25 protein-coding genes and 1 other RNA gene are annotated in these 23,920 nt (G+C 68.3%); 9 read left to right on the forward strand and 17 right to left on the reverse strand.

All coding sequences use genetic code 11. The features are described 5' to 3' along the window. Positions 1 to 171: 171 nt before the first annotated feature. Positions 172 to 2,715: a MobF family relaxase gene (mobF, locus tag SHK17_RS07750; protein WP_322921647.1), complete on the forward strand. Its 2,544-nt coding sequence runs from the start codon at positions 172 to 174 to the stop codon at positions 2,713 to 2,715. A gap of 27 nt (positions 2,716 to 2,742) precedes the next feature. On the opposite strand, the gene SHK17_RS07755 is transcribed toward mobF, so the two are convergent. After that, complete coding sequence (locus tag SHK17_RS07755) at positions 2,743 to 3,294, reverse strand: helix-turn-helix domain-containing protein (protein ID WP_322921649.1); 552 nt, start codon at positions 3,292 to 3,294, stop codon at positions 2,743 to 2,745. A gap of 157 nt (positions 3,295 to 3,451) precedes the next feature. On the opposite strand from SHK17_RS07755, the gene SHK17_RS07760 reads away from it, so the two are divergent. From SHK17_RS07760 to SHK17_RS07770, 3 genes are all read left to right on the forward strand, one after another. Continuing rightward, positions 3,452 to 3,685, forward strand: coding sequence for a helix-turn-helix domain-containing protein (locus SHK17_RS07760; RefSeq protein ID WP_322921650.1), 234 nt, complete (start codon positions 3,452 to 3,454; stop codon positions 3,683 to 3,685). A gap of 28 nt (positions 3,686 to 3,713) precedes the next feature. Then, positions 3,714 to 4,847 carry a tyrosine-type recombinase/integrase gene (locus SHK17_RS07765; protein ID WP_322921651.1) on the forward strand — a complete coding sequence of 378 codons (1,134 nt, stop codon included), beginning with the start codon at positions 3,714 to 3,716 and terminating at the stop codon, positions 4,845 to 4,847. Between the two features lie 62 nt (positions 4,848 to 4,909). Beyond that, positions 4,910 to 5,158, forward strand: a complete 249-nt coding sequence (locus tag SHK17_RS07770; RefSeq protein WP_322921652.1) for a type II toxin-antitoxin system Phd/YefM family antitoxin — start codon at positions 4,910 to 4,912, stop codon at positions 5,156 to 5,158. Between the two features lie 111 nt (positions 5,159 to 5,269). Here the strand turns inward: SHK17_RS07770 and SHK17_RS07775 are convergent, their stop codons facing one another. The 3 genes from SHK17_RS07775 to SHK17_RS07785 all read right to left on the reverse strand — a co-directional run bounded on the left by SHK17_RS07775 (position 5,270) and on the right by SHK17_RS07785 (position 6,964). Beyond that, the gene (locus SHK17_RS07775; protein ID WP_322921653.1) at positions 5,270 to 6,268 is read right to left on the reverse strand and encodes a hypothetical protein; all 999 of its coding nucleotides are present in this window, start codon (positions 6,266 to 6,268) and stop codon (positions 5,270 to 5,272) included. Next, entirely contained in the window at positions 6,265 to 6,681 is a 417-nt protein-coding gene (locus SHK17_RS07780) for a type II toxin-antitoxin system death-on-curing family toxin (protein ID WP_322921654.1), read from the reverse strand. The genes SHK17_RS07775 and SHK17_RS07780 overlap by 4 nt, the downstream gene beginning before the upstream one ends. 67 nt (positions 6,682 to 6,748) lie before the next feature. Then, a complete protein-coding gene (locus tag SHK17_RS07785; RefSeq protein WP_322921655.1) occupies positions 6,749 to 6,964 on the reverse strand; it encodes a ribbon-helix-helix domain-containing protein in 216 nt (71 codons plus the stop codon). A 134-nt stretch (positions 6,965 to 7,098) separates the two neighbouring features. Here SHK17_RS07785 and SHK17_RS07790 point away from each other — a divergent pair, with 134 nt between their 5' ends. Genes SHK17_RS07790 through SHK17_RS07805 form a run of 4 tightly spaced genes read left to right on the forward strand, consistent with a single transcriptional unit; the run spans position 7,099 to position 9,674 of the window. Continuing rightward, the gene (locus SHK17_RS07790; protein WP_322921656.1) at positions 7,099 to 7,410 is read left to right on the forward strand and encodes a multiubiquitin domain-containing protein; all 312 of its coding nucleotides are present in this window, start codon (positions 7,099 to 7,101) and stop codon (positions 7,408 to 7,410) included. Next, on the forward strand, positions 7,407 to 7,805 hold the full coding sequence (locus tag SHK17_RS07795; RefSeq protein ID WP_322921657.1) for an E2/UBC family protein: 399 nt from the start codon (positions 7,407 to 7,409) through the stop codon (positions 7,803 to 7,805). The genes SHK17_RS07790 and SHK17_RS07795 overlap by 4 nt, the downstream gene beginning before the upstream one ends. Positions 7,806 to 7,846: 41 nt before the next feature. Then, positions 7,847 to 9,325, forward strand: coding sequence for a ThiF family adenylyltransferase (locus SHK17_RS07800; protein WP_322921658.1), 1,479 nt, complete (start codon positions 7,847 to 7,849; stop codon positions 9,323 to 9,325). Continuing rightward, positions 9,318 to 9,674: a DUF6527 family protein gene (locus SHK17_RS07805; protein ID WP_322921659.1), complete on the forward strand. Its 357-nt coding sequence runs from the start codon at positions 9,318 to 9,320 to the stop codon at positions 9,672 to 9,674. The genes SHK17_RS07800 and SHK17_RS07805 overlap by 8 nt, the downstream gene beginning before the upstream one ends. Positions 9,675 to 9,828: 154 nt before the next feature. Here the strand turns inward: SHK17_RS07805 and SHK17_RS07810 are convergent, their stop codons facing one another. From SHK17_RS07810 to map, 5 genes are all read right to left on the reverse strand, one after another. Beyond that, complete coding sequence (locus SHK17_RS07810; protein ID WP_322921660.1) at positions 9,829 to 10,476, reverse strand: hypothetical protein; 648 nt, start codon at positions 10,474 to 10,476, stop codon at positions 9,829 to 9,831. Positions 10,477 to 10,577: 101 nt separating this feature from the next. Beyond that, positions 10,578 to 13,601 (reverse strand): DEAD/DEAH box helicase family protein, encoded by a 3,024-nt coding sequence (locus SHK17_RS07815; protein WP_322921661.1) that lies wholly within the window; start codon positions 13,599 to 13,601, stop codon positions 10,578 to 10,580. Between the two features lie 496 nt (positions 13,602 to 14,097). Then, entirely contained in the window at positions 14,098 to 14,958 is an 861-nt protein-coding gene (locus tag SHK17_RS07820) for a nuclease-related domain-containing protein (RefSeq protein ID WP_322921662.1), read from the reverse strand. A gap of 149 nt (positions 14,959 to 15,107) precedes the next feature. Beyond that, positions 15,108 to 15,488: RNase P RNA component class A (rnpB, locus tag SHK17_RS07825), an RNA gene on the reverse strand. A 13-nt stretch (positions 15,489 to 15,501) separates the two neighbouring features. After that, positions 15,502 to 16,350, reverse strand: a complete 849-nt coding sequence (map, locus tag SHK17_RS07830; RefSeq protein ID WP_322921663.1) for a type I methionyl aminopeptidase — start codon at positions 16,348 to 16,350, stop codon at positions 15,502 to 15,504. Positions 16,351 to 16,373: 23 nt separating this feature from the next. Here map and SHK17_RS07835 point away from each other — a divergent pair, with 23 nt between their 5' ends. After that, a complete protein-coding gene (locus tag SHK17_RS07835) occupies positions 16,374 to 16,586 on the forward strand; it encodes a hypothetical protein (protein ID WP_322423891.1) in 213 nt (70 codons plus the stop codon). Here SHK17_RS07835 and SHK17_RS07840 read toward each other — a convergent pair whose 3' ends face one another. From SHK17_RS07840 to SHK17_RS07875, 8 genes are all read right to left on the reverse strand, one after another. Continuing rightward, positions 16,587 to 17,153, reverse strand: a complete 567-nt coding sequence (locus SHK17_RS07840) for a hypothetical protein (protein WP_322921664.1) — start codon at positions 17,151 to 17,153, stop codon at positions 16,587 to 16,589. It abuts the gene before it with no gap. 127 nt (positions 17,154 to 17,280) lie between these two features. Next, entirely contained in the window at positions 17,281 to 18,168 is an 888-nt protein-coding gene (panB, locus tag SHK17_RS07845; RefSeq protein ID WP_322423893.1) for a 3-methyl-2-oxobutanoate hydroxymethyltransferase, read from the reverse strand. Positions 18,169 to 18,282: 114 nt separating this feature from the next. After that, complete coding sequence (locus tag SHK17_RS07850) at positions 18,283 to 18,786, reverse strand: hypothetical protein (RefSeq protein WP_322921665.1); 504 nt, start codon at positions 18,784 to 18,786, stop codon at positions 18,283 to 18,285. 17 nt (positions 18,787 to 18,803) lie between these two features. Then, entirely contained in the window at positions 18,804 to 20,795 is a 1,992-nt protein-coding gene (locus SHK17_RS07855; protein ID WP_322921666.1) for an alpha/beta hydrolase, read from the reverse strand. Continuing rightward, entirely contained in the window at positions 20,792 to 21,121 is a 330-nt protein-coding gene (locus SHK17_RS07860) for a hypothetical protein (protein WP_322423896.1), read from the reverse strand. The genes SHK17_RS07855 and SHK17_RS07860 overlap by 4 nt, the downstream gene beginning before the upstream one ends. After that, on the reverse strand, positions 21,118 to 21,666 hold the full coding sequence (locus SHK17_RS07865; protein WP_322921667.1) for a hypothetical protein: 549 nt from the start codon (positions 21,664 to 21,666) through the stop codon (positions 21,118 to 21,120). The genes SHK17_RS07860 and SHK17_RS07865 overlap by 4 nt, the downstream gene beginning before the upstream one ends. A gap of 85 nt (positions 21,667 to 21,751) precedes the next feature. Further along, a complete protein-coding gene (locus SHK17_RS07870) occupies positions 21,752 to 22,936 on the reverse strand; it encodes a PQQ-dependent sugar dehydrogenase (protein WP_322921668.1) in 1,185 nt (394 codons plus the stop codon). Between the two features lie 57 nt (positions 22,937 to 22,993). After that, positions 22,994 to 23,881, reverse strand: coding sequence for a GNAT family N-acetyltransferase (locus SHK17_RS07875; protein ID WP_322921669.1), 888 nt, complete (start codon positions 23,879 to 23,881; stop codon positions 22,994 to 22,996). Between the last annotated feature and the right edge of the window lie 39 nt (positions 23,882 to 23,920).

The raw sequence follows: 23,920 nt of genomic DNA on the forward strand, positions 1-23,920 counted from the left end.
AAACGTCGTCTGCGACCAACAACGGCTCGCCGATCTCTTCGTCTCTCGCGCTCTTGCGCTCCTCTCAAGAAGCGGCACGCATGCTACGAATTTCCGTGAGCGATACGGCCGTATAGGCCCTCTGACCTGCGGGTTTGCGGTTGTTGGTGGCTATCGATGGGGGCGTCTCGGATGCACGGTGGACTGAAGATCTACCGCGGCAGTGCCGCAGCCGCGCGCCACTACGTCGAGGCCGACCGGTCCCGGGCCGACGACTACTACCTGGCAGAAGGGACCGGCCTGGCGCAGCGCCTCGTCGCCAGGCCCAGCCTCGTCCAGCGACGCGACGACATGGATGGCCCGACGTACGAGCGGTGGGTGGCGGGATACGACGTCGAGTCCGGTGCAGCGAAAGGCCGGCTCCGCTCTAACGACCAAGCGGTCCGGTTTGTCGAGGTCACCGTCAACGGACCCAAGACCTGGTCGATCGCCGCGGCGCTGCACCCTGAGATCGCGGAGGCGTACGACGCAGCGCAGGATCGCGCCGCTGCGGAGATCATCAGCTGGCTGGCCCAGCACGCGACCACCCGGGTAGGACCACGCGACCGCCAGGTGCAGGTCCCGGTCGAGCAGATCGAGGCTGCCGTCGTACGTCACTTCACCTCACGTGCCGGTGATCCGCACCGGCACCTTCATCTCCAGATCAACGCTCGGGTGAAGGCGGCCGGAGCGTGGCGCGGACTGCACACGGTGGGGATCCGCGACAGCCTCGAGGCAATCAACGGGATCGGGCACGCCGCGGTGATGACCGACCCTCAGTTCCGAGCGGCGCTGGCATCTCGCGGCTACTCGCTCGACGACGACGGCGGCGAGATCGTCGAGCTGAAGGCGTACGCCGGAGCGTTCAGTGCGCGGGCACGACAGATCGAAACAAACATCGACCGCTACGAGGCCAGTTGGCGTGCGGACCATCCCGGCGAGGAGCCGGGTCCGGCCCTGCGGCAGTCGTGGGACCGGCGCGCCTGGTCCGAGGCTCGCCCGGACAAGGTCATTCCAATGTCGGGCGAGCAGCTGCGCGAGCGGTGGTCGGACGAGCTCGACGACCTGGGATTCGTTGCACCATTCCGTCCGCGGCATCTGACCACGGTCCGACCGGGGGAGCTGGACCGAGAGGTCATCGTCGACAGGGCGCTCACGAGGCTTGGCTCGCGACGGTCGGTGTGGAACGGTGCGGACGCTCGCGGTGAGGTGGAGAAGCTGATCGCGTCGGCCGGAGTGGTCGTCGACGGTGCTGTCCGCCGAGAGCTGGCCGAGGACCTCACAGCGCGGGTGCTCGAAGCCTCCTCGCTGCTGCTCGGTCGCAACGACGTCCCTGCTCACGTCAGAGCCCACACGTCACCTCGCGTCCTGGCCGTTGAGCGTGAACTCGCTGCCCGCATCACTCAACGCGCCGACGAGAGGACGATCACCGTGGTCGAAGGCGCCGCCGGGGCCGGCAAGACGCGTCGGTTGGCTGCGAAGCGGGCAGAGGTCGAGGCACGCCGTGGTCGGATGTTGATCGTGACGCCGACCCGCAAGGCTGCACAGGTCGCGTCGGCCGAGGTCGGCACCACGGCGTACTCCGTGGCTTGGCTCCTGCACCAGCACGGCTACCGCTGGGACGAGGACGGGCGCTGGGAGCGCGCGGAGCCGGCACCCGCCGCGCCGCGCCTCGATCGCCGCACCCTCCTGGTCGTTGACGAGGCCGGGATGCTCGACCAGGACGCGGCCCGCGCACTGCTCGAGCTCGCCGACGCCACCGGTGCTCGGGTGACGCTGGTCGGCGACCGGCACCAGCTGCCCGCGGTCGGACGCGGGGGAGTGCTCGACCTGGCGGCCCGGTTCGCGCCGAGTCGACTGGTCGAACTCGAGGGCGTCCATCGCTTCGCCGATCCGGAGTACGCCGACCTGTCGCTCCGGATGCGTACCGGCGACCGACCCGACGAGGTGTTCGACGAACTGGCACGTCGTGGGCTCGTGGTGGTGCACGCCAGCGAGGTCGAACGGGTCGCCGCACTTGCCGCACGCGCCTCGCGCGGCGAGCTAGTCGTCGCCGACACCCGTGAGCAGGTCACGCGGATCAACAGCCTGGTTCATCACGTCCACGCCAGCAGACGGAAGGACCCCGACGTCTTCGTCACCTCCGCTGGCGGGCGAATCGCCGTGGGGGACAGGGTGGCAACTCGTCGCAACGACAGCGAGCTCGGGGTCGCCAACCGGGAGAGGTGGACCGTCGTGGCTGCGCGACCGGACTCGGTCGAGGTCGCCGGCGACGCAGGACGTCGCGTCCTTCCCGCGGCCTATGCGCGTCGGCACCTCGAGCTCGCCTTCGCCACCACGGCCTACGGCGCGCAGGGTTCGACCGTCCCGACCTCGCACGTGCTGGTCGGCGAGCACAGCGGCGCTGCGTCGACGTACGTCGGTATGACACGCGGGCGCCAGCGCAACGTCGCGCACCTGGTCGCTGAGACCATGGACCACGCGCGCCGTCAGTGGGTGGAGGTGTTCGGCCGCGACCGCGCCGACCTCGGACCGATGCACGCTGCCCGTCGTGCGGCTGAGGACATCGACCGCTACGGACCGAATGCTCCGGGTCGGCCGATGGCGATCCAACCGCCGGCTCCCGCCCGTCGCCGCGATGACGACTTCGCGCACCGGCCGGCGCGGTCGTCGCCAGGCCACGGCATCGGGTTGTGAGACGTGGCGGACAGCGTCGGGTGATGGTCAGTCGAGATCGGCGGCTCCGCGGTAATCCGGATGTACGAGTGGGCCGTTCCGAGCGAGATCGACGGCCGGCAGCCACGCCTGGCGGATCGCTGCTGGGATTCGCAATTCGTCCCACAGGTCGACGAGCAATGCGCCGTCGACCCAGTCGACGATCTCGCCGGGGTGGCCGCGCCGCAGGAGCTTCTCGTACATCCGGCGTCGGGACGGTCTCTTGCGCAGGTCGAAGCGCGTGACGCCTCGGTAGCGGCTCGGGTCGGGCACGCTGATGGTGGCGAAGCACTCGGGCAGGCGGCCGCGCCACAGACGATCCGGCACCCAGAACGGGCGGACCCCGGGCGCGGTGTGCTCTGTGAACTGAACCAGCGTCACGAGGTCGAGTCGATATCCGGCGGCTTCGACGATGCGCTCGGCCACTTGAAGGCTGGGCGCCTTCACGCCGCGCTCGTACGCCGACAGCGCCGCTTGTGAGGTGCCTGCGCGTTCGGCGAGCTCTCGTTGCGGCAGGCCGCCGCCCCGCCGCGCGGAGAGGAGGAGCCGAGCCACGTCCACGCCCCGACGATACCCGTTCGGACGTGACACGCCGCAGCAAATTCGGCGTCCAGCACACCTACTCGTCAAGCGGCCGTAAATGGTTGCTCGCGCACGTCCGATTCCATCGGCGGGCGGTTGCTTCTCACCCACCACCACATCCCATCGGAGGAAGCCCGTGACCACAACAACACCCACTCACGTTCCCTTTCCGGAGCGCGATGCCGAAGAGCTGCTGACACTGTCCGAGGTCGCTGACATCCTGAGGGTGCCGATCAACACGATGCGCTGGTGGCGTCAGCGCGGCGTCGGCCCTGAGTTCTTCAAGATCGGCCGCCACCTCGTCACCACGGTCGGCGACGTACGGCGGTTCATCCGCGAGCAGCGCCGCCAGCAGCAAGGCGCCCTCTGACAGCTCACCCACCTCGTTCCGAGGAGCCATGGCCAACATCCAGAAGCGGCCGGACGGCCGGTGGCGTGCGCGCTACCGCGACGAAGCCGGCCGGGAGCACGCAAAGCACTTCACCCGGAAGCTCGACGCGCAGCGGTGGATCGACGAGGTGACGACCTCGATCGTCATCGGCCAGTACGTCGACCCCCGCGCCGGCAAGATCACCTTCAAGGAGTACGCCGAGCATTGGCGCGCCGCGCAGGTGCATCGGCCCACCAGCGAGGCGTACGTCGAGGGCGTGCTCAGGCGACACGTCTATCCGATCTTCGGCGCCCGGCCGATCGGCAGCGTCCTGCCGTCGGAGGTGCAAGCGTGGGTCAAGCTCCTCGGAACGGGAGACCGGGCGGCCAAGCGGAAGCCGCTGGCGCCTGCGACCGTGGGGGTGATCCACGGCGTGGTGTCGGGGATCTTCCGGTCTGCAATCCGTGACCGCAGGATCATGGCGAACCCCTGCGAAGGCACTCGGCTGCCGCGCGTCGAGCGACGGCGGGTCATGCCGCTTACCACCAGCCAGGTCGAGACGCTGCGAGAGCACCTTCCCGATGACCTGAAGGCGCTGGTCACCTTCGCCGCCGGTACCGGAATGCGGCAGGGCGAGATCTTCGGCCTGACCCGCAACAGGCTCCGCCTGCTTGGCACGAACCCGGTCGTTGTCGTGGACCGGCAGCTCCTGACGCGACTCAATCGGGTCACGGAGTTTGGACCGCTGAAAACGCGAGCGAGCTACCGCACGATCCCGCTGCCGGTGACCGTCGTCGACGCGCTCAACGGTCATCTGGCGGCTCGCGACATCGGTGATGACGACTTGATCTTCACGCTCGACGGGCGCCCGATCACACGCCAGGCCTTCGGTCACCTCTGGCGCCCGGTCGCAAAGGTGGCCGGACTCAACCAAGCCACTGGACCCGGCATGCACGCCCTGCGTCATTACTACGCCTCGCTGCTCATCAGGTACGGGGAGTCGGTCAAGACGGTCCAGGCACGATTGGGGCACGCGTCGGCATCCGAGACCCTCGACACCTATAGCCACCTGTGGCCGGACTCAGACGACCGGACACGTGAAGCAATCGACTCGGTGCTCGGTCGACATCAGGCGAGTGGGGTCGAAGTGCCTGGCGCATGAAAAGTCACTGTTCGTGAATCGCCGAGAACGTACGGTTCTGTGCAGGAGGAACGATTAAGACCGTGAGCTATGCCGAGTCGCAGGCCCGCTTCGCAGAGCTGCTCGACTACGTCGTCGACGATCGTGAGGAGGTGGTCGTCACGCGTGCCGGACACGAGTCGGTGGTGATCGTGTCGCTGGTGGAATTCGAATCCCTTCGCGAGACGGCTCACCTGATGCGTTCCCCTGCCAACGCCCGTCGCCTCCTCGACGCCGTGGAGCGCCTCGAGACCGGCACCAGTGAGAGGCACGAACTAAAGGACGCCGACTGAGAGCACCGCTGGTTTAGCGGTTGCGGCAGACCACACCTACGCCTCTTCGCGGCGGATTGACGCACGTCAAGAACGTCACAGGATGCGCCAGCAAGTGCGCGATGTTTGTGGCTACTGGCGAGGCGGCGGGTATACGACTTGGTAGAGCACAGCCCAGGTCGCCGGCAACTCGAGGTCGTCCGTGGCGTTTGTGACGGCAAAGCTACGCAGCCGGTCTGCGACCTTTTGGTCCCACCCGGCGTCTTCGACTGCTTTCACCCAGGCGCGGCTCTCGGCGTACGTCAGACTGCGCCGGGCCTCGAGGCTCACCCCGAGGATCATCGCCAGCTCGCAGATGGTCCACCAGGGCGTGAGCGCAACCCGCGCCGGGGACGCGACGAGGCTGTCAATCGAGCCGGGCTGCAGCTTGAGTTGAGCAGCCTGCGGAGTCCTGTCGGTGCTCTGCTCCCATGCCGTGCGCAGCCGGGCGGTCAGTTGCAGATAGGCCAGGTTGCGGTCGGCACGCCTTCCGGGGCCGGTTTGGATCTGGGCACGGTGGGTTCGGAGCCAGATGCGTACCTGACCCGCCATGGTGTCTGCGTCCTCGCACACAACGCCGGTGACGTTGTGAGGAGTGCCGAGGATCTGGCGGCTCGCTTGCACATGCGACAGGTACAGAATTGGGATGCCAGCACGGGTCGCCCACTCGATCTCCTGACCAATACCGGCGCTGCAGTACCTGTCCGTCACTACGATGAGCCCATCGGAGTCGAGCAGGGCGTCGAGGTTACGGCCGTAGATCGTCGTGGGCATCAGCCCGCCGTCCGCGCCCGGGCGGGAGATCTTGAACGGAACGTGCATCGTCACAGGCCACTTTTCGCCGTCGATGCGGTTGGTCTCGGTCTCTTCGATCACGGCGCGCTGGACGGTCTCGACCCGGTGGCTGGTGGCCTCGAGGCGCTCTCTGTCTTCATCCAGGCCCGTCAGCGGACAGGCAATGTACAGCTGGGGCATCGACGAATGGCCGCGGTCGCCTACGAACGAAGCGGATGGCTCAGATGCGCTTGAGCCGAGCGGATCGGACGGCTCGTCAGGGCCGGCAGCTTCCGACGGTGGCTGCGCGGCGCTCACGAGGTTTCGCCGATCCGCTCGGCGATCCATGCGGTTAGGTCCGCCTCGGTCATGTGGCCTGCGGCCAGGTCCCACATCACTTTGACGGTCTCGTCGCCGTCCGGCTCGTCTGCTGCCGGCGGAGTCCAGGTGTAGCCGTTGAGTTCGACGAACTCGCGCATAGCCAGGTACGACACGCGCTTGTTCCCGTCGAGCAGTGGGTGGTTGCGGCAAAGGCGGTTGCCGAGTACGGCGACCTTCTGAGCCATGGTCGGGTAGGCCTCGTACGTACCGAATCCGGCGGCCGCCGCCTTGAGCGCTGAGTCTGCCGCTCCTATGTCGCAGACGCGGAAGAGATCTTCCGCAGGGACCTCGAGAGCCGCTTCGGCGATGAGGAGGAAATCAGCCAAGCTGAGGTACTGGATCATCGTCATCCCTTCTGTGCTCGGTCCGAGGTCGTGGTTGCGATGCTGTAGACAGCGTGGTTGCCGTCGGTGGCTTTTACTCCGCCAGCCGCTTGAGGATCTTCTGGTCGGCCTCGATCCGAGCGGCCAGTCGGTTCTTGAAGTCCGGATCTGCCCGGCGCTTCTCCAGGTACTCAGCAATCGCGTCGCGGACGAGCTCGGACGCAGCGATGCCGTCCACGCGGGCAACGAACTCCATGTCCTCGGCCTGATCCTCAGGCTGACGAATGGTCGTGACGCGGGTCTTGCTCACGGTGTCTCCTCTCCTTCGCGCTCCCTGCGCTTCAGTAAGCATGCCTTCAAAGAGTTGGTATTGCAAGCAGTATGTATGCGTGTATGCTCTATGGCATACGGGTAGATCCGCTGCCCGGCGAAAGAGGTGCTGTGATGTCAACTGAGACCAAGGCGGCCAAACCCCCAAAGCCGGAGAAGATTCCGATCTACATCGACGGTACGAAATATCAGGCGCACGCTAACGAGCTGACCGGAACCCAGGTCCGGGCACTAGCCCAGCCTCCGGTCGGCGAGGACCGCGACTTGTGGCTCGATGTCGTTGACGAGCTCGACAGGCTGGTTGGCAACGACGAGGTGATCAAGATGGTCGACAGGATGCGATTCTTCACGGTGCCACGGGTGATCAACCCCGGGCAGCGCCAGCCGAGGACACACGCGGCCGCGCGTGACACGGTGCACCCGTGACGACCGAGGTGATGAGCGTGCTCCGTCAGCAGGACAGCGAGTTTCTCGATTCAGCCGGCCTGACCTACGAGGTCTCGGTCGACGCGGGATTCGCAAATGTCATCATCCAGGCCTTCCCGACCGCGCCTGGGCTGAGCCCGGACCGCGTCGAGCTGTTGCTGAGACTGCCGTTCGGGTTTCCCGACGCGGCTCCGGACATGTTCTGGCTCGCCCCGCACGTCACGGCCGCGTCGGGCGCCCAGGTGCCCGGTGCCGATGTCACTGAGACCTTCGAGGACAGGGAGTGGCAGCGGTGGAGCCGTCATATCGCCCAGCAGTGGCGACCGGGCATCGATAACCTCGAGACGTACCTGGGCTACGTCCGGCGCTGCCTGCGTCAGGCCGGCGGCGAGTGATGGCTGCGAGCACGCCTGAGCAGACTGTCACCCGGGTGGCGGTGAGCGCCAAGCACTTCGCGGAGCTCACCGCCACCCTCGACCTTCACGTCGAGACCGCCGCTGTCCTCACCACGTCAGCAACGACCGCCGCGAGCACTAACGCCGTGGCGCTCCTCGGGCAGGCTCTGACATGGGTTCCAGACGGTGCCTACCTCGAGCGCCACGGGTTCGGTCTCTCGATCGCATCGGCCGGTTGGGTACCTGCATTTCGCTCAGCCATCAAGAACGACCAGGTGCCGGTGTTCATCCACACCCACCCCGGAGGCCTGGCGTTCTTCTCCTCCTACGACGACGACGTCGACGCTGCGCTTGCTGCTGCCGCCCGCGACCTCGGTGCTTCCGCGTACGCCTCTGTGGTCGTTGCCGGCAGCAGCGAAGCCCCGGCCGTCGTGGCGCGCGCCTGTACCTTCGACAGTCCGCAGACCGATGATCGAGCTGACAACTCGTTGCTGGTCCAGTTCCACGAGGTCGAAGCAGTCCGCGTCGCCGGGCCGACCCTGCGCCTGATGGTTCCGCCGGAGCCCCACGCCACCGATACCGGTCGCAGCTACGGCAACGATGGTGGTGCCGGCGCAGATGACCTTGAAGAGGTTGGAGCGTTCGACCGCCAGGTCAGAATGCTCGGTGCGGACGGACAGCGAATGCTTGCCGCCACCAACGTGGCGATCATCGGCGCCGGCGGCACAGGCTCGGCGGTCGCGGTGCAGCTCGCTCGCATCGGCGTCGGCAGCATCTGCCTGATTGACGACGACACCGTCACCCCACCGACCCCGACCCGCGGACACGGCATTCGCGTCGCTGACGTCGGCCAGCCCAAGGTCAAGGTCCTCGGGGCACATCTACGCGACATTGGGCTCGGCACCAGAATCATCGACGTGCAGGCACCGCTGCACAGCGCCACAGCGATCGAGGCCATCCAGCACGCCGACGTCGTGTTCAGCTGCGTCGACGGTCATGGCGCTCGCATGATCTTGAACCGATTCGCGTATGCACACCTCGCCGTCGTCGTCGACCTGGCGGTCCTCGTCGCCGTCAGCGCAACCGGTGTGGCGGTCGACGAGCGAGTCACCTGGATCGGGCCCGGTGCTGCGTGCCTGTTGTGCCGCGGACGTCTTGACGCCGCGCAGGCGTACACCGAGAACCTCGACCCCGAAGCCCGCAAAAGGCTCGCCGGCGAAGGCTACGTGCAGGCCGCCGAGACCCCGCAGCCGGCAGTGGTCACCTTGACCACGCTCGTGGCAGCCCTAGGCGCGAGCGAGTTCCTGCTGAGGTTCGTCGGCATCGGGTCGGATGCAGCAACCGAACTCCTGTTGCGCCCTCACATCGGCGAGCTGCGGCGCAACCGGCTGCCGCAGCGCCCCGGATGCTTCTGCTCCGACCCGCCGTTCCTCGGCCGTGGCCAGAAGGAGCCGTACCTAGATCTGATGTGGCCCGAACCACCCCTGACCCACACGGCTGGAAAGTCCGACCGTGGGTGACGCGCACGTAGGCAGACGCTGGGTCGTCATCAACCTGACCCGGCGCCTGCGTCGACGACCCAAGGCCCGCTACACCGAGGCCGTGACAATCCGTGACCGCGCCGACCTTCCTGAACACCTCAACCCGCGACGGGTCTACCAGCTTGGTGAGCCAGCGAAGTGGGTGGTGCTCGAGTGCCCGTGCGGACGTGGTCACGTCCTCGAGCTGAATCTGGCCCACCCCAGCCGGCCCGAGTGGAGCGTATTCACAAACGACGGCAAGGAACCGTCCCTGTCCCCGTCGGTCGACTTCAAGGGCGAACGCCGCTGTCACTTTTGGCTTCGCGAGGGACGCGTCCGCTGGGTTTGAGGGAAATCTGATCCGGTCACGAGGTTGGCTCGGTAATCCACGGCATGTTCGGCGGATTGAGCAGTCCCTTGCTGCGTGGCAGGGGATTCGCGGCGAAATGACGCTGGTTTGGCTTGCTGGTTGCAGAAGCGACAAGTCGTGTCGCGCCGCGGTCCTAGCCTCTGCCGGCCGTGTCAGATACACGCTCAAGTAGGTCGTACAGAAGGCGACCCAACTCAGTGATGCTGTAGCTACTGCCGCCCCCAAAGACGCCGTGGTATGCCGCTAAGAAGCCTGCAGCCGACAGGCGTACGAGACCCGACTCAACCACCGTCAGGTCCAACTTGGCCTCGGTGGCCAAGTCACTTGCGTAGAACGAGCGATTGTCCCCGGTCTCTGGCTTGGCCCCTGCGAGGACCGACCGGTCCCTCATGATTCTGATCAACTGTGCCTCGGCTGGGCGAAGGGTCATCAGCCCCCGTAGAACCATTTCGCAGTCGTCGACGCTTTCTGGCTCGATGACCGCCCTCCCAAATGCCGCTCCCATAGCCAGAAGCAGGTCCTCGTGCCCGTTCATGCCCGCCTCGTAGAGCATTCGGGTCACCAGCGGCACAAGTTCTCGACGAGATTCGATCCGGTCTGCGAGTTCCTCCCGGGTGAGACCAGAGACGGCCTCGGCGGCCCTCAACGCATTCGATCCACGGCGATCCCATTCCGACCGCATGGCGAACAACATGCGTTCGACGACCACGCCGGAACCGGGAATCAGAGAAGAGGACACCTCCCCTAGCCCCTTGCTCAGTGCGTGACCATCGGATGTCATGGCGAGATGCTAATCGTGTCGTACACCCAGCGTCCGAAGTGGTCCAGGGCGACGCGCTCGCGGGCTCAGGCGACGGAAAAGAGGAGTCTGCCAGGTGGGGTTCACTCGCTGCCGACGAGTGTAAGACTGACGGCAGAGGTGGCGAGCCGGGCTCGGATCCCTCCAAGCAATTTGCGGGCCGGAGACGCCGCGCGCAGCGCCGCGGCCGACATGCCCGGGTGCATGATCCAAATCTCGTTGGTCCGACTGATTGGGTCGGCGTTGAGGATGTTGCGGAACGTGACTGCGTCACCCTTGACGTACCGGCGTGGACGATTCGTGGCTCTGTGTTCGAGCTGGTCAACGAGGGCGGAAGCGGGGGCCAGCACGAAGTCCAAGGAGCGCAGCGTCTGTTGGACAACTTCTTCAAGGTCGGGCAGGCGCGCACCAGGTTGGTCGGTCGCCTTCTTGGCTTTGCAGTGGATCAGGCGAAGGTGGGGCGTGCCTGTGAGCCCGTAGCTATGCCAGCCGGCGATGATGTCTGCTTTCTCGCCTCGGGCGTCATCGCAAAAGATGAAGTCAGCACCCTCAAGATCAACTTGCCTCGAGGCGTACTGGAGCAAGGAAACCGTCGGTGAGCTCGATAGGTCCGCCGCGTTGGCGAGAATGTCGTCCGGCCTAGTGCCGCCCTTCTCAGGGAGCGCGGAGATCGTGTCGTCAATCGTAAGGACCTGGTTACTGGCGCCGAGTTTCATATACGGCGCGCTGTCGAGCTCCAGTGTCGAAGCGCCGACCGCGAAAAAGAGGTCTTGATCGGAGTTGGGTGCAACGTGGCCGCCGGGACCGCGGAGGAAGCTCCCGTCGTCGAAGTAGATGGCAGGAGGCTTGTCTCGAAGAGCGTCTTCAAACGCGACGTCGCGGCCTTGGTCGATGATAGTTCCCTCTGCCGATGTCACTCGGCCATCGGGATCAATCACGACGGTGGCCTTAAACGACGCACCGACCGTTCCCTTGAGAAGCAATTTGATTGATCCACCACGCTTTCGGGAGGCGGCAACCTGAAGGTGTCGTATAGGGCAGGACCGCTCATCAACGCGGAGCTCGGCGGAATAAGTCGGGTCAAGGGCCACGTCGAGCTCAGCCGCGATCGGGGCGGCCGTTGCCGATAGAGCCGTACCCGGGATGCGTAGTTGAGCGAGGGCCGCGGGAGTATGGCCGCGGTCGAGCGCGTGTGCGACCTCCGTTGCTAGTCCGTGGTATGCCTCGAGGCTGAGGTAGCCCTGACGCCAAACCTTCTGCTTGTCGAACGCAATGCCGACTTGGCTCGAATCGGCACCGGCGCTCTGCACGGCGATCGCATGGCCGACGGCGGTTAGAAATCGGTCGTCAGGCGTGACGGAGCGATCGACCTGGCGCCCGGCACCAGTCTGGTACGTCTTGACACCGGCCGTCGCGGGATGGACGGAGCGCTGCCCAAGCGAGGTGTAGTTGCCGGAGGCGAACTCGGCTGTAGCGAACCGCGCCAAGGATGTGCCTCGTGGAGCGCGCCGTTCGCCAATGACGCCATCGAGCACTGCTGCAGTGAGCCCGTCGGGAAGCGTAGAGCGAACGCACAACCAAGCGCCGGTCACATCTCTCGGGATCACTGCGAGTGCGAGGTAGTTGGTTTCCGTGTAGGAGTCCGGGGTGCTGCGTAGCCAAGGTAGGTCGTGCCGTCTTTCGAAAAGCACGCCGAAGGTGTTGAGATCTCGTCGTTCGATGACTGCAAGGACACGGGCGGAGTCGTTTGCATTCGTTGAGGACGCTTTGAATGCGCGATCCGTTTCGAATGCCCGAGCTATCTCCTCCGATCCAGGCACGGTATCGAGCTCGGCAACCTGGCAGAGCCCGAACGCTCGAAAATTGTCGTCCGTGAAGACCTCGACGAGCGAGTGTGTGTCAGCGTCAGAGGCAGACCATAGAGGTGTCGGCTGGCGCGCGAACTCGCGCGCCAGACCGTCTATGAGCTTGTCCCAGCGCTGGTTGTCGCGGTGGAGTTCAGCAACGATTTCCGGATGGGCCGCCGCAGCGGCGATCATAATGGCGGACTCCTTTTCGTCGCCGGCTCTTGCTATGCGTCCCGCAAACTGGATGGTCACGGGTAGCGACCGGTGCGGATTGTGGTACGCCGCGATCTTTAGTGTTGGAAGGTCGAAGCCTTCCCCGAGCACCCCAACGAAGGACACCCCGTCGCTCTCACCGTTGTTTAGCCGAGTCACCGCTTCGCGCACTGACTTGTCGGTCGTTTGGTGTGTGATCACCTCGAGGGTGATGCCCGAGTCGAGCTCCTTGTAGAGGCGGGCAAGGTCGGTCGCTCGCTCAACAGAGTCTGCTCTTACGAGGAGGCGTGCCACTCCAGATCGAGTCGTCTCTCGTCTTCGGTGCTCGTCAATCGCCGCCTGCGCCACCGCGCGATCTCGCTCAGCGGCGTCGGGTCCCGCGGCGACTTCGCGGTACTGGATTGGCGCAAACAGCCCGTCCTGGACGGCGCGGTAGAGCGGATACTCGAACACGACTCGTCCAGGCAACCGTCGACGATCGCGCCTAAACGGTGTTGCAGAGAAACCAATGGCGTCGGCATAAGGAAAGGCGTCGAGGAGAGCAGACCAAGTTTGGGATGCTAAGTGATGAGCTTCATCAAAGATGATGAGGTCTATCAGTTTGGGATCTGGCGGATCGACCACCGAGCTCAGTGCCGGACTAATGGCTTGAGGGTGGGCAACGATCAGGTCGGCATCGCGTAGGCCATCCCATGCGGCCGCCGTGGCAATCACTCGATGGCGGCGTAGCACCTTTGGGCGTGGCGCCTCCGGATCAACAATTCCAGTACGGCGCAAGTGCTCTTGCTCGCGGATCCGGTGCGCAAGCATGTCGCGAACGATTCGAGACGGAGCGACGACCAGTGTGCGATCGGCGCGAAAGATTGCGGGCGCAAGGGCGATTAGTTCACTCTTGCCGTAGCCGGTTGGAAGTGAAATGAGGGCTGCGGTGTCGCTTCGCGCAATTGCGTACGCTTGCATGGCTCGTATGGCACCGGCTTGACCCGGCCGAAGTTCGCGCATTACGTCGTCGTTGAGATTCAACTCGAGCGTGCTGAAGTAGCTCATCTCGTCTTTCTTGTCTGGACGTCGTTGGGCCTACCTTGGTCCAAATGCTCGCAACCGGTTGTAGTTCGCGGCGGCGTTCCGTGATGTTACGCACGAATCCTGCGAGAACGCGGCGGCACCGGGCCGACAACTTAGGTTTGCGACGCGGTGTGACGGAGACCGAGATGTCAATCTGAGGTCACAAGCCATGAGCGAGCTGACGTCAGGGTGCGAAGCTTGGTGATCGCGCTTGAGCCGTCCTTCTGAGCTGAAGGAAGCGGAGCCAAGCGCGCCCGCAAAGCGCATGCTTGAGCGTCGATCGTTGCTCGTGATCGGACACTCGACTGTCTGTTGAGGCCGCATCTGAATCCCAATTACCCCATCGAGGTCCTGTTCGGCGCGGCCAAGAAGTCCCGAGCCGGACCAAGTTTCGCAGTCTGCGCCTGTTTAGGTGGCTGAGCCGGCTCGCAGTAGTTAGCCCATAGTGGGCACTGTGCGGCGCCGTGGTGACTCCGAGCTAGGCCGGGGGAAGGGCTGCGGCTAACGCTCGATGCAGAGCGTCGAGGTCGACCTGGGATGGCGTCGGCGCAGCCAAACGCGGGTAGAGCTTTCTTGGCCACAGGACCTCCACTCCGCGGGTCGTGAAGGATCCTCCGATCAGCGGCCAATCAGCATCGATGAAGCAGAGGACGCCGACGACAGGAACGTCGTCACCAACGATGGCACGCACGAGACCGACCTGGTTGAGGACGCCGTCGACGAGCTTGGTGCGATCCCGGCCACCGACGAGCAGTTTCTCCGTGCGCGGACGGAGGAGGCCACCCTCAATCTCGAGCGTGGGACGACCCGCGTAGCGCTTGGGGTCGATGACGTAGACGCCGCTTGGCGTGAGGGCTATGTGGTCGATGTTGGCTCGTGTGCCGGGGATGCGGCGGTCGTGAAGGATGCGGATGCTGTCGGAGGCGAGATCGTTGAGCTTCTCGCCGAGTCGTTCCTCGCCGATGGCGCCGGTGTCCCAGGACTTCGTTGACTGCGGTTCGTCGGCGACGGCGAGGATGAGGCCGCCGAGCTTGGGGTGCTTCTCGCGGATCCGGGCTTCGCGCCTGGCTTGGCGGCGTTCGTACTCGCGCCGGGCTGAGGCGCCGGGGGTGCCGGGGTCGATGGCATCCGAGTGTGGTCTCGAGGCTCGCTGCGGTCGCACCTCAACCACCGATGACCGGGAGATGGCGTCGGCGGCGGGGGAGCAGTCGAGGCAGCGCACAGTCCTGGTGAACCGCTCGTAGATCGCCTCTACCCTGGCCGCCAGCTCGGCATCGCAGACCCGGCAGACGCCGGCGTAACGGAGCTTCATCCGCTTCTCGTTGGCGCCTTCGGACACCCCGCGACCCTAGGTGGACAAGCGCCTGCTCGGTGGCGATTCGAGCCGATCGACGACGGTAGTTGAAGACGCAAGAGTTTTTCTCTTGCGGACTATCTGCGGACTACAGCGGTGTTGTGATCACGTTTTCGCAGGTCAGAGGCCTGTAGGGAGTGGGTCGGCCTGTAGGCCGGGTTCTGTCCCGCTGACGCGGGGGCGACCATCCATCTGCGACGACCGTTGCCGGCCGCCTGGTGCGATCTACCCGGATGCTCGGGCGGGCCGCCCTCGAACGCATCCTGTCTGATCTTGCTCCGGGTGGGGTTTGCCTAGCTGCGCCGGTCGCCCGGCGCACTGGTGGTCTCTTGCACCACCGTTTCACCCTTACCGCCCGGCACGCCGGGAGGCGGTCTGTTCTCTGTGGCACTGATCCCGCGGGTTGCCCCGGGTGGCTGTTGGCCACCACCCTGCCCTGTGGAGCCCGGACCTTCCTCGACCCGCCACTTCGGGTCAGACCCGGAGGAACGAGCCGCGGCCGCCCGGCCGACCCACTCGCGAAGGAGTCTAGGGGTGGGTCAGGACCTCGGCGCCATCCGCGGTGACGAGGAGCGTGTGCTCGAACTGGGCGGAGCGCCGCCCGTCCTGGGTGACCACGGTCCAGCCGTCGTCCCACATGTCGTAGTCGGGGGTGCCGAGGTTGAGCATCGGCTCGATCGTGAAGGTCATCCCGACGCGGATCTCGTCGTCGAAGCGCGGGTCGTCGTAGTGGGGGATGATCAGGCCGGAGTGGAACGAGGTGCCGATGCCGTGGCCGGTGAAGTCGCGGACGACGCCGTAGCCGAAGCGCTTGGCGTAGGCCTCGATGACGCGTCCGATGATGTTGACCCGGCGGCCGGGCTTGACCGCCTTGATCGCCCGGTCGAGCGCCTCGCGGGTGCGCTCGACGAGCAGGCGCGTCTCCTCGTCGACGTCGCCGGCCAGGAAGGTGGCGTTGGTGTCGCCGTGCACGCCGTCGATGAACGCGGTGATGTCGATGTTGACGATGTCGCCGTCCTCGACGACCCGGGAGTCCGGGATGCCGTGGCAGATGACCTCGTTGACGCTCGAGCACAGCGACTTGGGGAAGCCGCGGTAGCCCAGGGTCGAGGGGTAGGCGCCGTGGTCGCACAGGAACTCGTGCCCGATCCGGTCCAGCTCGTCGGTGGTGACCCCGGGTACGACGTGCGCGCCGACGAGCTCGCGTGCCTGCGCGGCCAGCCGACCGGCGATCCGCATCCGCTCGATGGTCTCGGCGTCCTTGACCTCCTCGCCGGTGAAGCGCTGGGGCGCCGGGCGGTCGACGTACTCCGGGCGGGGGATGTGCGCCGGGACGGCCCGGCGCGGGGAGATGGCGGCAGGGGCGACGACAGGCACGTGCGCGAGTGTAGTTTCGGGTCATGAGCGAGAACGAATACTGGTTCTGCCTGACCCACCACGCGGTCGAGGGCCGGGACGGCTGCAAGAACTCCGACCGCCTCGGGCCCTACGCCACCGCCGACGAGGCGTCGCACGCGCTCGAGAAGGTGGCCGAGCGCAACGAGGCGTGGGACAACGACCCGGAGTGGAACGACGACGAGCCCGGGCCGGACGGTCGGGTCAGCGAGCGCTGATCACTTCTTCTTCTTCTTCTTGCCCTTGCCCGGCGCAGCCGACTGAGCGGCGTCCGCGGCCGCACGCACGCTCTTCAGTGCCTTCTTGGTGCTTTTGTCCAGGGTCTTGGTCAGCTCGGCGATCGCCGCCTCGTACTGCTGGCTGACGCGGGCGGCGGTCTCGGCGGCGACCCGCTCGGCCGTCTCCGAGGCGACCTTCTGGACCAGCGCCGCCGTCGCGACGGCCTGCGCCCCGACGTCGGCGGCACGCTCGGCGGGGGACCGCCGGGCGGCCGTGGCGACCGGCTTGGTCGACGGGGTGGTCCTGGCGGTGCCGCTCCCGCCGGCCGGCGCCTTCTTGGCGGTCGTCTTCTTGGCAGGGGCCTTCCTCGCCGGCGCCTTCGCGGCGGTCGACTTCTTCGCGGGCGTCCTCGCGGTCGCTGACTTCGCGGTCGCCGACTTCGTGGTCGCTGACTTCTTGGTGGCCGTCCTCGTGTTCGCCGACTTCGTGGTCGCCGTCTTCTTCGCCGGCGACTTCCTGGTCGTCGTGCTCGTCGCAGCCGTCTTCTTGACCGGGGTCTCGCTCACCGCTCACTCCTCGCGTCGCTGGATGCCTGATCCTGCCGGTCCCGGAGGGCGTTGTCACCGGGGGTGGCGTACTGGCGTGCTCGCCCAAGCGCCGGGCGATGGGCGCGGACGGGAGTGAGGACGGGAGCTAGAAGGTGTGGTCGGGCCCGGGGAACGTGCCGCCGCGCACGTCGTCGGCGTAGGCCCGGGCCGCGTCGAGGAGCACGCCGTGCACGTCGGCGTACTGCTTGACGAAGCGCGCCATCCGGCCGGTGCGCAGGCCGAACGCGTCCTGCCAGACCAGCACCTGCCCGTCGCAGCCCGCGCCGGCGCCGATGCCGATCGTCGGGATGGTGAGCTCCTTGCTGATCTGCTCGGCGACGTCGCCGGGCACCATCTCCATCACCACGGCGAACGCGCCGGCCTCCTGGACCGCCCGCGCGTCGGCGACGATGCGGTCGCTCGCCTCGCCGCGGCCCTGGACGCGGTAGCCGCCGAGGGTGTGCTCGGACTGGGGCGTGAACCCGATGTGCGCCATGACGGGGATGCCGCCCTGCGTGCACTTCTGGATGACCGGCGCCATCTCGGCGCCGCCCTCGAGCTTGACGCAGTGCGCGCCGGCCTCCTTCATGAACCGGACCGCCGTGAGGTAGCCCTGCTCGGGGGACGCCTGGTAGCTGCCGAAGGGCAGGTCGCCGACGACCATCGCCCGCGTGACCGACCGGGCGACCGCGCGGGTCAGGGGGAGGAGCTCGTCGACGGTGACCGGCAGCGACGTCTCGTTGCCGTAGACGTTGTTGGAGGCGGAGTCGCCCACCAGGAGGAGGTCGATGCCCGCCTCGTCGAACGTCGCCGCGGTGTACATGTCGTAGGCCGTCAGCATGGTGATCTTCTCCCCGCGCTCCTTCATCTCGCGGAGATGATGGGTGCGGACCCGCCGGACGGGGGCCGCGGGGGGAGCGGCCGGGCCGGAGCCGTAGGGGGCGGTCTCCTCGGGCTGTGCGGGCTGAGCAGGCTGTGCGGACTGTGCAGACATCGTGCGCTCCTCGTCGTCTCGCAGCTCCCCGGTGGAGTCCACGGACCGTTCGTCAGGCTAGTGCCGAACCCGCGGGTACGTCCGTGTGGCGGCGCTCACACGCGACGCGCGGGATCACTCGACCAGCGTGCGGGCGGGCTGGAGGTTCTGCGCCTCCACGTAGTCCTCGTCGTCGCCGCTGTAGCGGTGGCACGGACCCTGGAAGCTCATCGACCACGTGCCCGGCGTCTTGGCCGCGAGCTGCTGGGAGAAGTCGAGCTCGACCCCGCGGCGTACGACGCTGACGTGGCCGTCGGCCTGCGTCTCGTCGTCGAAGCCCCCACCGACGAGCGCTTCACGGACGGCCTCGAGCTGGGCCGCACCGTCGCCCTCGGGAGCGGTGAGCGTCCCGCCACCCTCGAAGCGGTGCCCGACGCCGCCGGGGCAGCTGTTCCACTTGCCGTCGACCACGGCGGTGGTGGCGCCCAGCGCGTCGCGGGCCAGCGGCACCGCCTCGTCGACGGTGTCGACGACCTCCTGCTCGCGGGTCTTCGCGGGCACCTCGTCGCCCCCGAGGTTGCAGGCCGAGGTGGCGCCGAGGAGCGCCGCGAGCGTGAGCAGGGTGAGTGCGGTGCGCATGGCACCCAACCTAGTTGTCACGGCCACCGCGGAGGCCACACGCTCTCCCACGCGTCGTCCCAGGCGTCCTGCGCGCCCTCGACCGCGTCGTCGACACCGTCGCGGACGCCCTCGTAGGTGTCGACGACACCGTCGCGCACGCCCTCGTAGGTCTGCACCACCCCGTCGCGCACGTCCTCGTAGGTCTCGACGACCGGCTCGACCACGTGGTGCTGCACCTCCTCGCCCGCCCAGTCGTAGAGGTAGTCGTGCGCGTCCTGGGTGCGGCCGCCGGTGTCGACGACGTCGTCGGAGTTGCCCGAGACGATGTCAGCCATGTTGGCGAGCGCGGGGTTGCCGTCGTCGAAGTAGTTGACGTGGTTCTGCATGAAGCCGGTGCTGACGAGCCCACCCGGCCCGTGGAACTCCTGGCCGTTGTCGACGCCGAAGACGTGGGCGCCGAAGTCGCTCTGCGCCGGGTCCTGGCCGAGGCCGAGACTGTCGTCCCACGAACCCGGGAGGAGGCCGTCCTCGCCGCCCAGCCACGAGACGGGGTCGTTGTCGGCGGCACCGACGAACACCTGGCCGGGCGGCATGTTGAGGTCGGAGGCGTGGTGGGCTCCCTCGCTGGCGCCCGGGCTGCCGATCAGGACCAGCGAGTCGGCGTCCATGCCGCCGACGGCAGCGTAGGACGACGTGGTGGATCCGTAGCTGTGGCCGATGACCGTCAGGTGCGGCTGGTCGCCCTCGGAGTGGGTGCTGTTGAGGCCGTCGACGAACTGCGAGAGCGCAAGTCCGCCGGCCTGCGCGTTGGCCTCGGTCACGGTGTGGCCCACGTCGCCGGCGGAGTCGCCGAGGTCCCAGGGCCACATCGACTCGGGGTTGAAGTTGGGCGAGTCGTAGCCGATCCAGGCGATGGTCGACACGGAGCCCGGCCGGGGCGGGTCCTCGGCCAGCATGCTGTTGAGCGTCTCCTCGTAGAGGTTGAGCGCCTGCGCACCGTTCTCGTCGATCTGGGTGCCGTCCTGCATGATGCCGGGCACGTAGACCGCGGTGTGGTCGGCCGTGTCGGGGTCGCCGTAGGCCACCGCCGCGATGCCGTCGCCGCCGAAGGCGTGGGGCTGGTAGGCCATCACGAAGGCGTCGACGCCCAGGGCGGCGTACTGCGCCGAGGAGGCGTTGGCGACGGCCAGCTCGATCGACTGGGCGTTCTCCAGCCAGCGCTGCTCGGACGCGCTGAGGTCCTGTCCGGACGCCTGGAGGCCGAGGAGGTACTCGATGTCGCGCTGGACGGCGGAGGTGTTGGCCTCGTCGCGGTCGCCGGTCGGGACTCCGTTGGTGTTGCCGACCAGGTCGGGGTCGCTGATCATCAGGGCGTTGCGCTCGGCCTGGGACAGCCCGTTCCACCAGGCGTTGACCGCGTCGGTGTCGGTGCCGAGGCGGCGCAGCTCGGCGGCCAGGGCCCCGGTGTCGACGCGGGTGGGGTCGGCCGCGGCGGTGACGCCCTCCGCGAGCTCGTCGACGGCCGCGAGCGCGCGGACCGCCGCCTGCTCGTCGGCGTCGACCCGGTCGCGCCACGCGACGAGGTCCTGGTGGTAGGAGGTGAAGCGCTGCCGCAGCGCGGACGCCTCGGCCTGCAGGGCCTCGACCTGGTCCGCGGTGGCGCCCTCGATGCGGGCGAGGAGTGCCTCCCGGTCGTCGTTGAGCCGTTGCCGGCGCTCCATCAGCTCGTCGTGCTCGGTGCGGCGCTGCCGCATCGCGGTCAGGAACGTGTCGATGGCCAGGGCGCCGCGCTCGAGGGCGGCGTGCACGACGTCGGTGTCGCCGGCGAACCGCGTGACCGCGTGGTCGGCGGCATCCGCGGCGTCACCCGCGAAGTCGTCGGGAGCACCGTTGGCACGCGCCCAGTCAGCGACGTCGCTCACGGCGGTCGCGGCGGCGCGTACGTCGGTGAGCACCGCGCCCGACGACTCCTGCACCTCCAGCTCAGGCTCGCGCGGCAGCCAGGCCGGGACGGCGATCGTCGTCACGGGCCCACCGCCTCGACGGGCTGGGTGTCGCGGTCCTCCCACAGGAGGAGGCCCTGGGTGGCCTGGACGCTCTCCTGGTCGGTGAGCAGCAGGTCGTACATCGTCTGGGCGAGCGCGTCGGCGTGACCGGACGCCCGGTCGCGGAGCGCGAGGACGCGCTGCTCCCACGTCGTGAGGAACGCGTCCGCCGCGCCCTGCACGGCCGGCCCGAGGAGCGCGGGGTCGGCCTGCGCGAGGTTCTTGCGCGGGCCGTCGAGGCCCTCGGACTGCTCCTCCCAGGCGGTGCGGGCCCGGGCGAGGGTCGCGGTCCACATCTGCAGCGTCATGACGCGACCTCCTGCACGGCGCGCACCTTGGCGGTCCGCAGGTCCAGGACCACCGAGTCGGGCCGGACGGTGGCGGCGCCCTCGAGCCCGCCGCGGCGGCGCGCGACGAGGCGGGGACGGTCGCCGGGCACGGGTCGTGCCTGCCAGCCGAGGCCGACCAGCGCGTGGCCGGTGGCGCGGAGGAGCGCGATGTTGCCACCGGTGGCGAGCGGGCCGACCACGGCGGTGCAGGAGTACCAGCTCTGCCCCCACTCGTCGGTGTGCCACCGCGCCTCGCGCACGACGGGTGCCGCCTCCGGGTCGGGGACGACCCGGGCGAGCAGGTCGTCGAGCGAGCGGTCGAGGGCGGCCGCCAGCCCGTCACGCTCGGCCGAGGTCAGCTCGGGCGCCACGGGGGCCGGCGCCGGCTGCGGCAGGACGACCACGTCGACCCCCGGGTGGAGCTCACGCAGGACACGGAGCATCGGGTCGGCCATCGCGGGGTCGGAGGAGGCCGGGTCGGTGGGCCGGTCGGGAGGGAACGCGTCAGTCGGAGGAGGCGTCATGACCTCCTTCCTTCCGCTGCGAGGGCCTCCTCAAACCCGGGAGGCCGCTCCTGTGGAAGGAGGTCGACGCAGGACGGGCGCAGGGTCAGCGCGGCGACACCCTCAGCACCCGGTCGCCGGTGCCGTTGTCGGTGGTGAGGAGGAGGTCGCCGTCGCGCGTGGACGTGACCGAGCGCAGCCGGCCCAGGCGGGCCAGCCGCGCGGGCCGGACCACGGAGACGAGCTCGCCGGTGGCGTCGAACCGCATGAAGAGCACCTCCGAGCCCTTGAGCGCGGCCACCGCGAGCGTGCCCTCGAGCGGGCCCCACTGGGCGCCGCGGACCCAGGCCGCGCCGGACGTCGCGATGGTCGGGTCACCGGAGGACCAGGCCGCCTCCTGCTGCACACCGGGCAGCGACTGGTCGGTCATCGGGACGGACTCGTCGTAGCCCGGTCCCGGGTTCCAGCCGTAGTCGCCGCCGGCGACGAGCAGGTTGACCTCGTCGTCGCGGTAGCTGCCGTGCTCGACCGACCACAGCGAGCCGTCGTCGCGCTGCGCGAGCCCCTGCACGTTGCGGTGGCCGTAGGTCCACACGAAGCGGCGGGGCGACGCGGCCGAGGCGAAGGGGTTGTCGGCCATCGGCGCACCCGTACGACGGTGCACGCGCAGCACCTTGCCGCCCAGCGAGTCCAAGTCGCGCGGGTTCGTGCTCACGGCGGCGTCGCCGGTACCGACGAGGAGGCCGTCGCCCTCGCGCTCGAGCAGGAGACGGCAGCCGCCGTGGCGGCCGCTGCTCGCCGGGAGGCCGGCGAGCACGACCCGGCGCTGCGACAGCCGGCGCCAGGCCGCGTCGGCTCGCCAGCGCGTCACCCGGACCTCGTTGCGTCCGCCGGACCTCGCGCCGTGGCAGGCCCAGACGGTCCGGGAGCCGGCGTCGACGGCCAGCGACAGCAGCCCCGTCTCCCCGGAGACCCACACCAGGCGCGACAGGTCAGCCAGGGTGCGCCGCTGCCCGCCGCGTACGACGCTGATCCGGGCGCGGTCGCGCTCGGAGACGAGCACCCGCCCGCCGGTCGCCTGCTGGACGTCCCAGGGGTGCTCGAGACCGCGGGCGACGGTGCGCACGCGGAGCCGAGGTGCCTGGGCGAGCGGACGGTCCGGTGCCGCCTGCACGGCCGTGGGCCGGGACGGACCCGGGTCGGCGCCCGAGGGCGGCGGGCCGGTGAGCAGGCCGACGGCGAGGGCGGCGACGGACACGGACAGCGAGGTGGTGCGAAGAGGGGTGCGCACGTCCGGGACGCTACTGGGGCCCGCGCCCGATGGGAATGATCGGAGGGGTGGACGGGACTACCCGGACACTGGTCGGGCGAGCTGCACGCCCACCCGGGTCGTGGCGTAGCCGAGGCGGGTGTTGAGGGCGCGCATCGCGGCGTTGCCGTCCTGGGTCCAGGTGTAGACCTCGTCGATCCCGTGCTCGGCCGCCCACGCCAGGGCCCGCAGCTTGAGGTGGACCGCCAGGCCGCGCCCTCGCCAGTCCCGGCGCACGGCCGTGAGCCCGTTCTCGGCCCGGGTCGGCTGGTCGGGGTCGCGGCCCAGGCCCGCGCAGGCCACGACCTCCCCGTCGTCGAGCGCGAGGAACATCGGGTCGGCCAGCCAGTCGCGTGCCCAGCGCTCCGGGCTGACGTCGAGGGGTGTGTCCACGGCGAAGTCGGACAGCGCCTCGAGCCCGAACCGCTCGTACGACGCCTCCCACAGCCCGGGTCGCTCCTGCGCCGTCACCACCTCGACGCCGTCCGGGGCGGGAGCCTGCGGGACGGGCCCGGCGATGCGGTAGGTCTGCTCGACCTCACGGTTGACCTCCTCGAACCCGAAGCGGTGCGCGAAGGCGAGCGCACCGTCGTCGTCGGCCCCGGCGCGGAGCACGGGCAGGCCCAGGTCGGCGACGTGCTGGGTGAGCCGCTCGAGCAGCGCCGTGCCGATGCCTTGACGGCGATGGGCCTCGAGCACGCGCGGGCTCACCGAGCCACCGCCGGCGAGGTCCGAGCGCTGCGCGAGGCCGTGGCCGACCACCACACCGTCGACCCGGGCGAGGAGCAGGAGCCGGTCCGGGGTGTCGCCCTCCCGCAGCTCGGCGAGGGACTGCGTGCGCTCGTAGGGCAGGACCGCGATGCGGACCTGTCGCCACGCCTCGTGGTCGGCGTCGCTGACGCAGCGGGTGATCTCGAGCTCGGGCATCCCTGCACGGTAGGCGCGCGCCCCGCGGCCCGTCGCGAG

Origin of the sequence: Nocardioides renjunii (genome assembly GCF_034661175.1) — a bacterium.
Classification (GTDB): domain Bacteria; phylum Actinomycetota; class Actinomycetes; order Propionibacteriales; family Nocardioidaceae; genus Nocardioides; species Nocardioides renjunii.

What these genes read in the sequence shown, in the direction of transcription:
- SHK17_RS07875 (WP_322921669.1), bottom strand. Translation starts at nt 23,881, where the DNA reads ATGCCCGAGCTCGAGATCACCCGCTGCGTCAGCGACGCCGACCACGAG.
- panB (WP_322423893.1), bottom strand. Translation starts at nt 18,168, where the DNA reads ATGTCTGCACAGTCCGCACAGCCTGCTCAGCCCGCACAGCCCGAGGAG.
- SHK17_RS07780 (WP_322921654.1), bottom strand. Translation starts at nt 6,681, where the DNA reads ATGACGATGATCCAGTACCTCAGCTTGGCTGATTTCCTCCTCATCGCC.
- mobF (WP_322921647.1), top strand. Translation starts at nt 172, where the DNA reads ATGCACGGTGGACTGAAGATCTACCGCGGCAGTGCCGCAGCCGCGCGC.
- SHK17_RS07865 (WP_322921667.1), bottom strand. Translation starts at nt 21,666, where the DNA reads ATGACGCCTCCTCCGACTGACGCGTTCCCTCCCGACCGGCCCACCGAC.
- SHK17_RS07860 (WP_322423896.1), bottom strand. Translation starts at nt 21,121, where the DNA reads ATGACGCTGCAGATGTGGACCGCGACCCTCGCCCGGGCCCGCACCGCC.
- SHK17_RS07765 (WP_322921651.1), top strand. Translation starts at nt 3,714, where the DNA reads ATGGCCAACATCCAGAAGCGGCCGGACGGCCGGTGGCGTGCGCGCTAC.
- SHK17_RS07790 (WP_322921656.1), top strand. Translation starts at nt 7,099, where the DNA reads ATGTCAACTGAGACCAAGGCGGCCAAACCCCCAAAGCCGGAGAAGATT.
- SHK17_RS07810 (WP_322921660.1), bottom strand. Translation starts at nt 10,476, where the DNA reads ATGACATCCGATGGTCACGCACTGAGCAAGGGGCTAGGGGAGGTGTCC.
- SHK17_RS07850 (WP_322921665.1), bottom strand. Translation starts at nt 18,786, where the DNA reads ATGCGCACCGCACTCACCCTGCTCACGCTCGCGGCGCTCCTCGGCGCC.
- SHK17_RS07815 (WP_322921661.1), bottom strand. Translation starts at nt 13,601, where the DNA reads ATGAGCTACTTCAGCACGCTCGAGTTGAATCTCAACGACGACGTAATG.
- SHK17_RS07835 (WP_322423891.1), top strand. Translation starts at nt 16,374, where the DNA reads ATGAGCGAGAACGAATACTGGTTCTGCCTGACCCACCACGCGGTCGAG.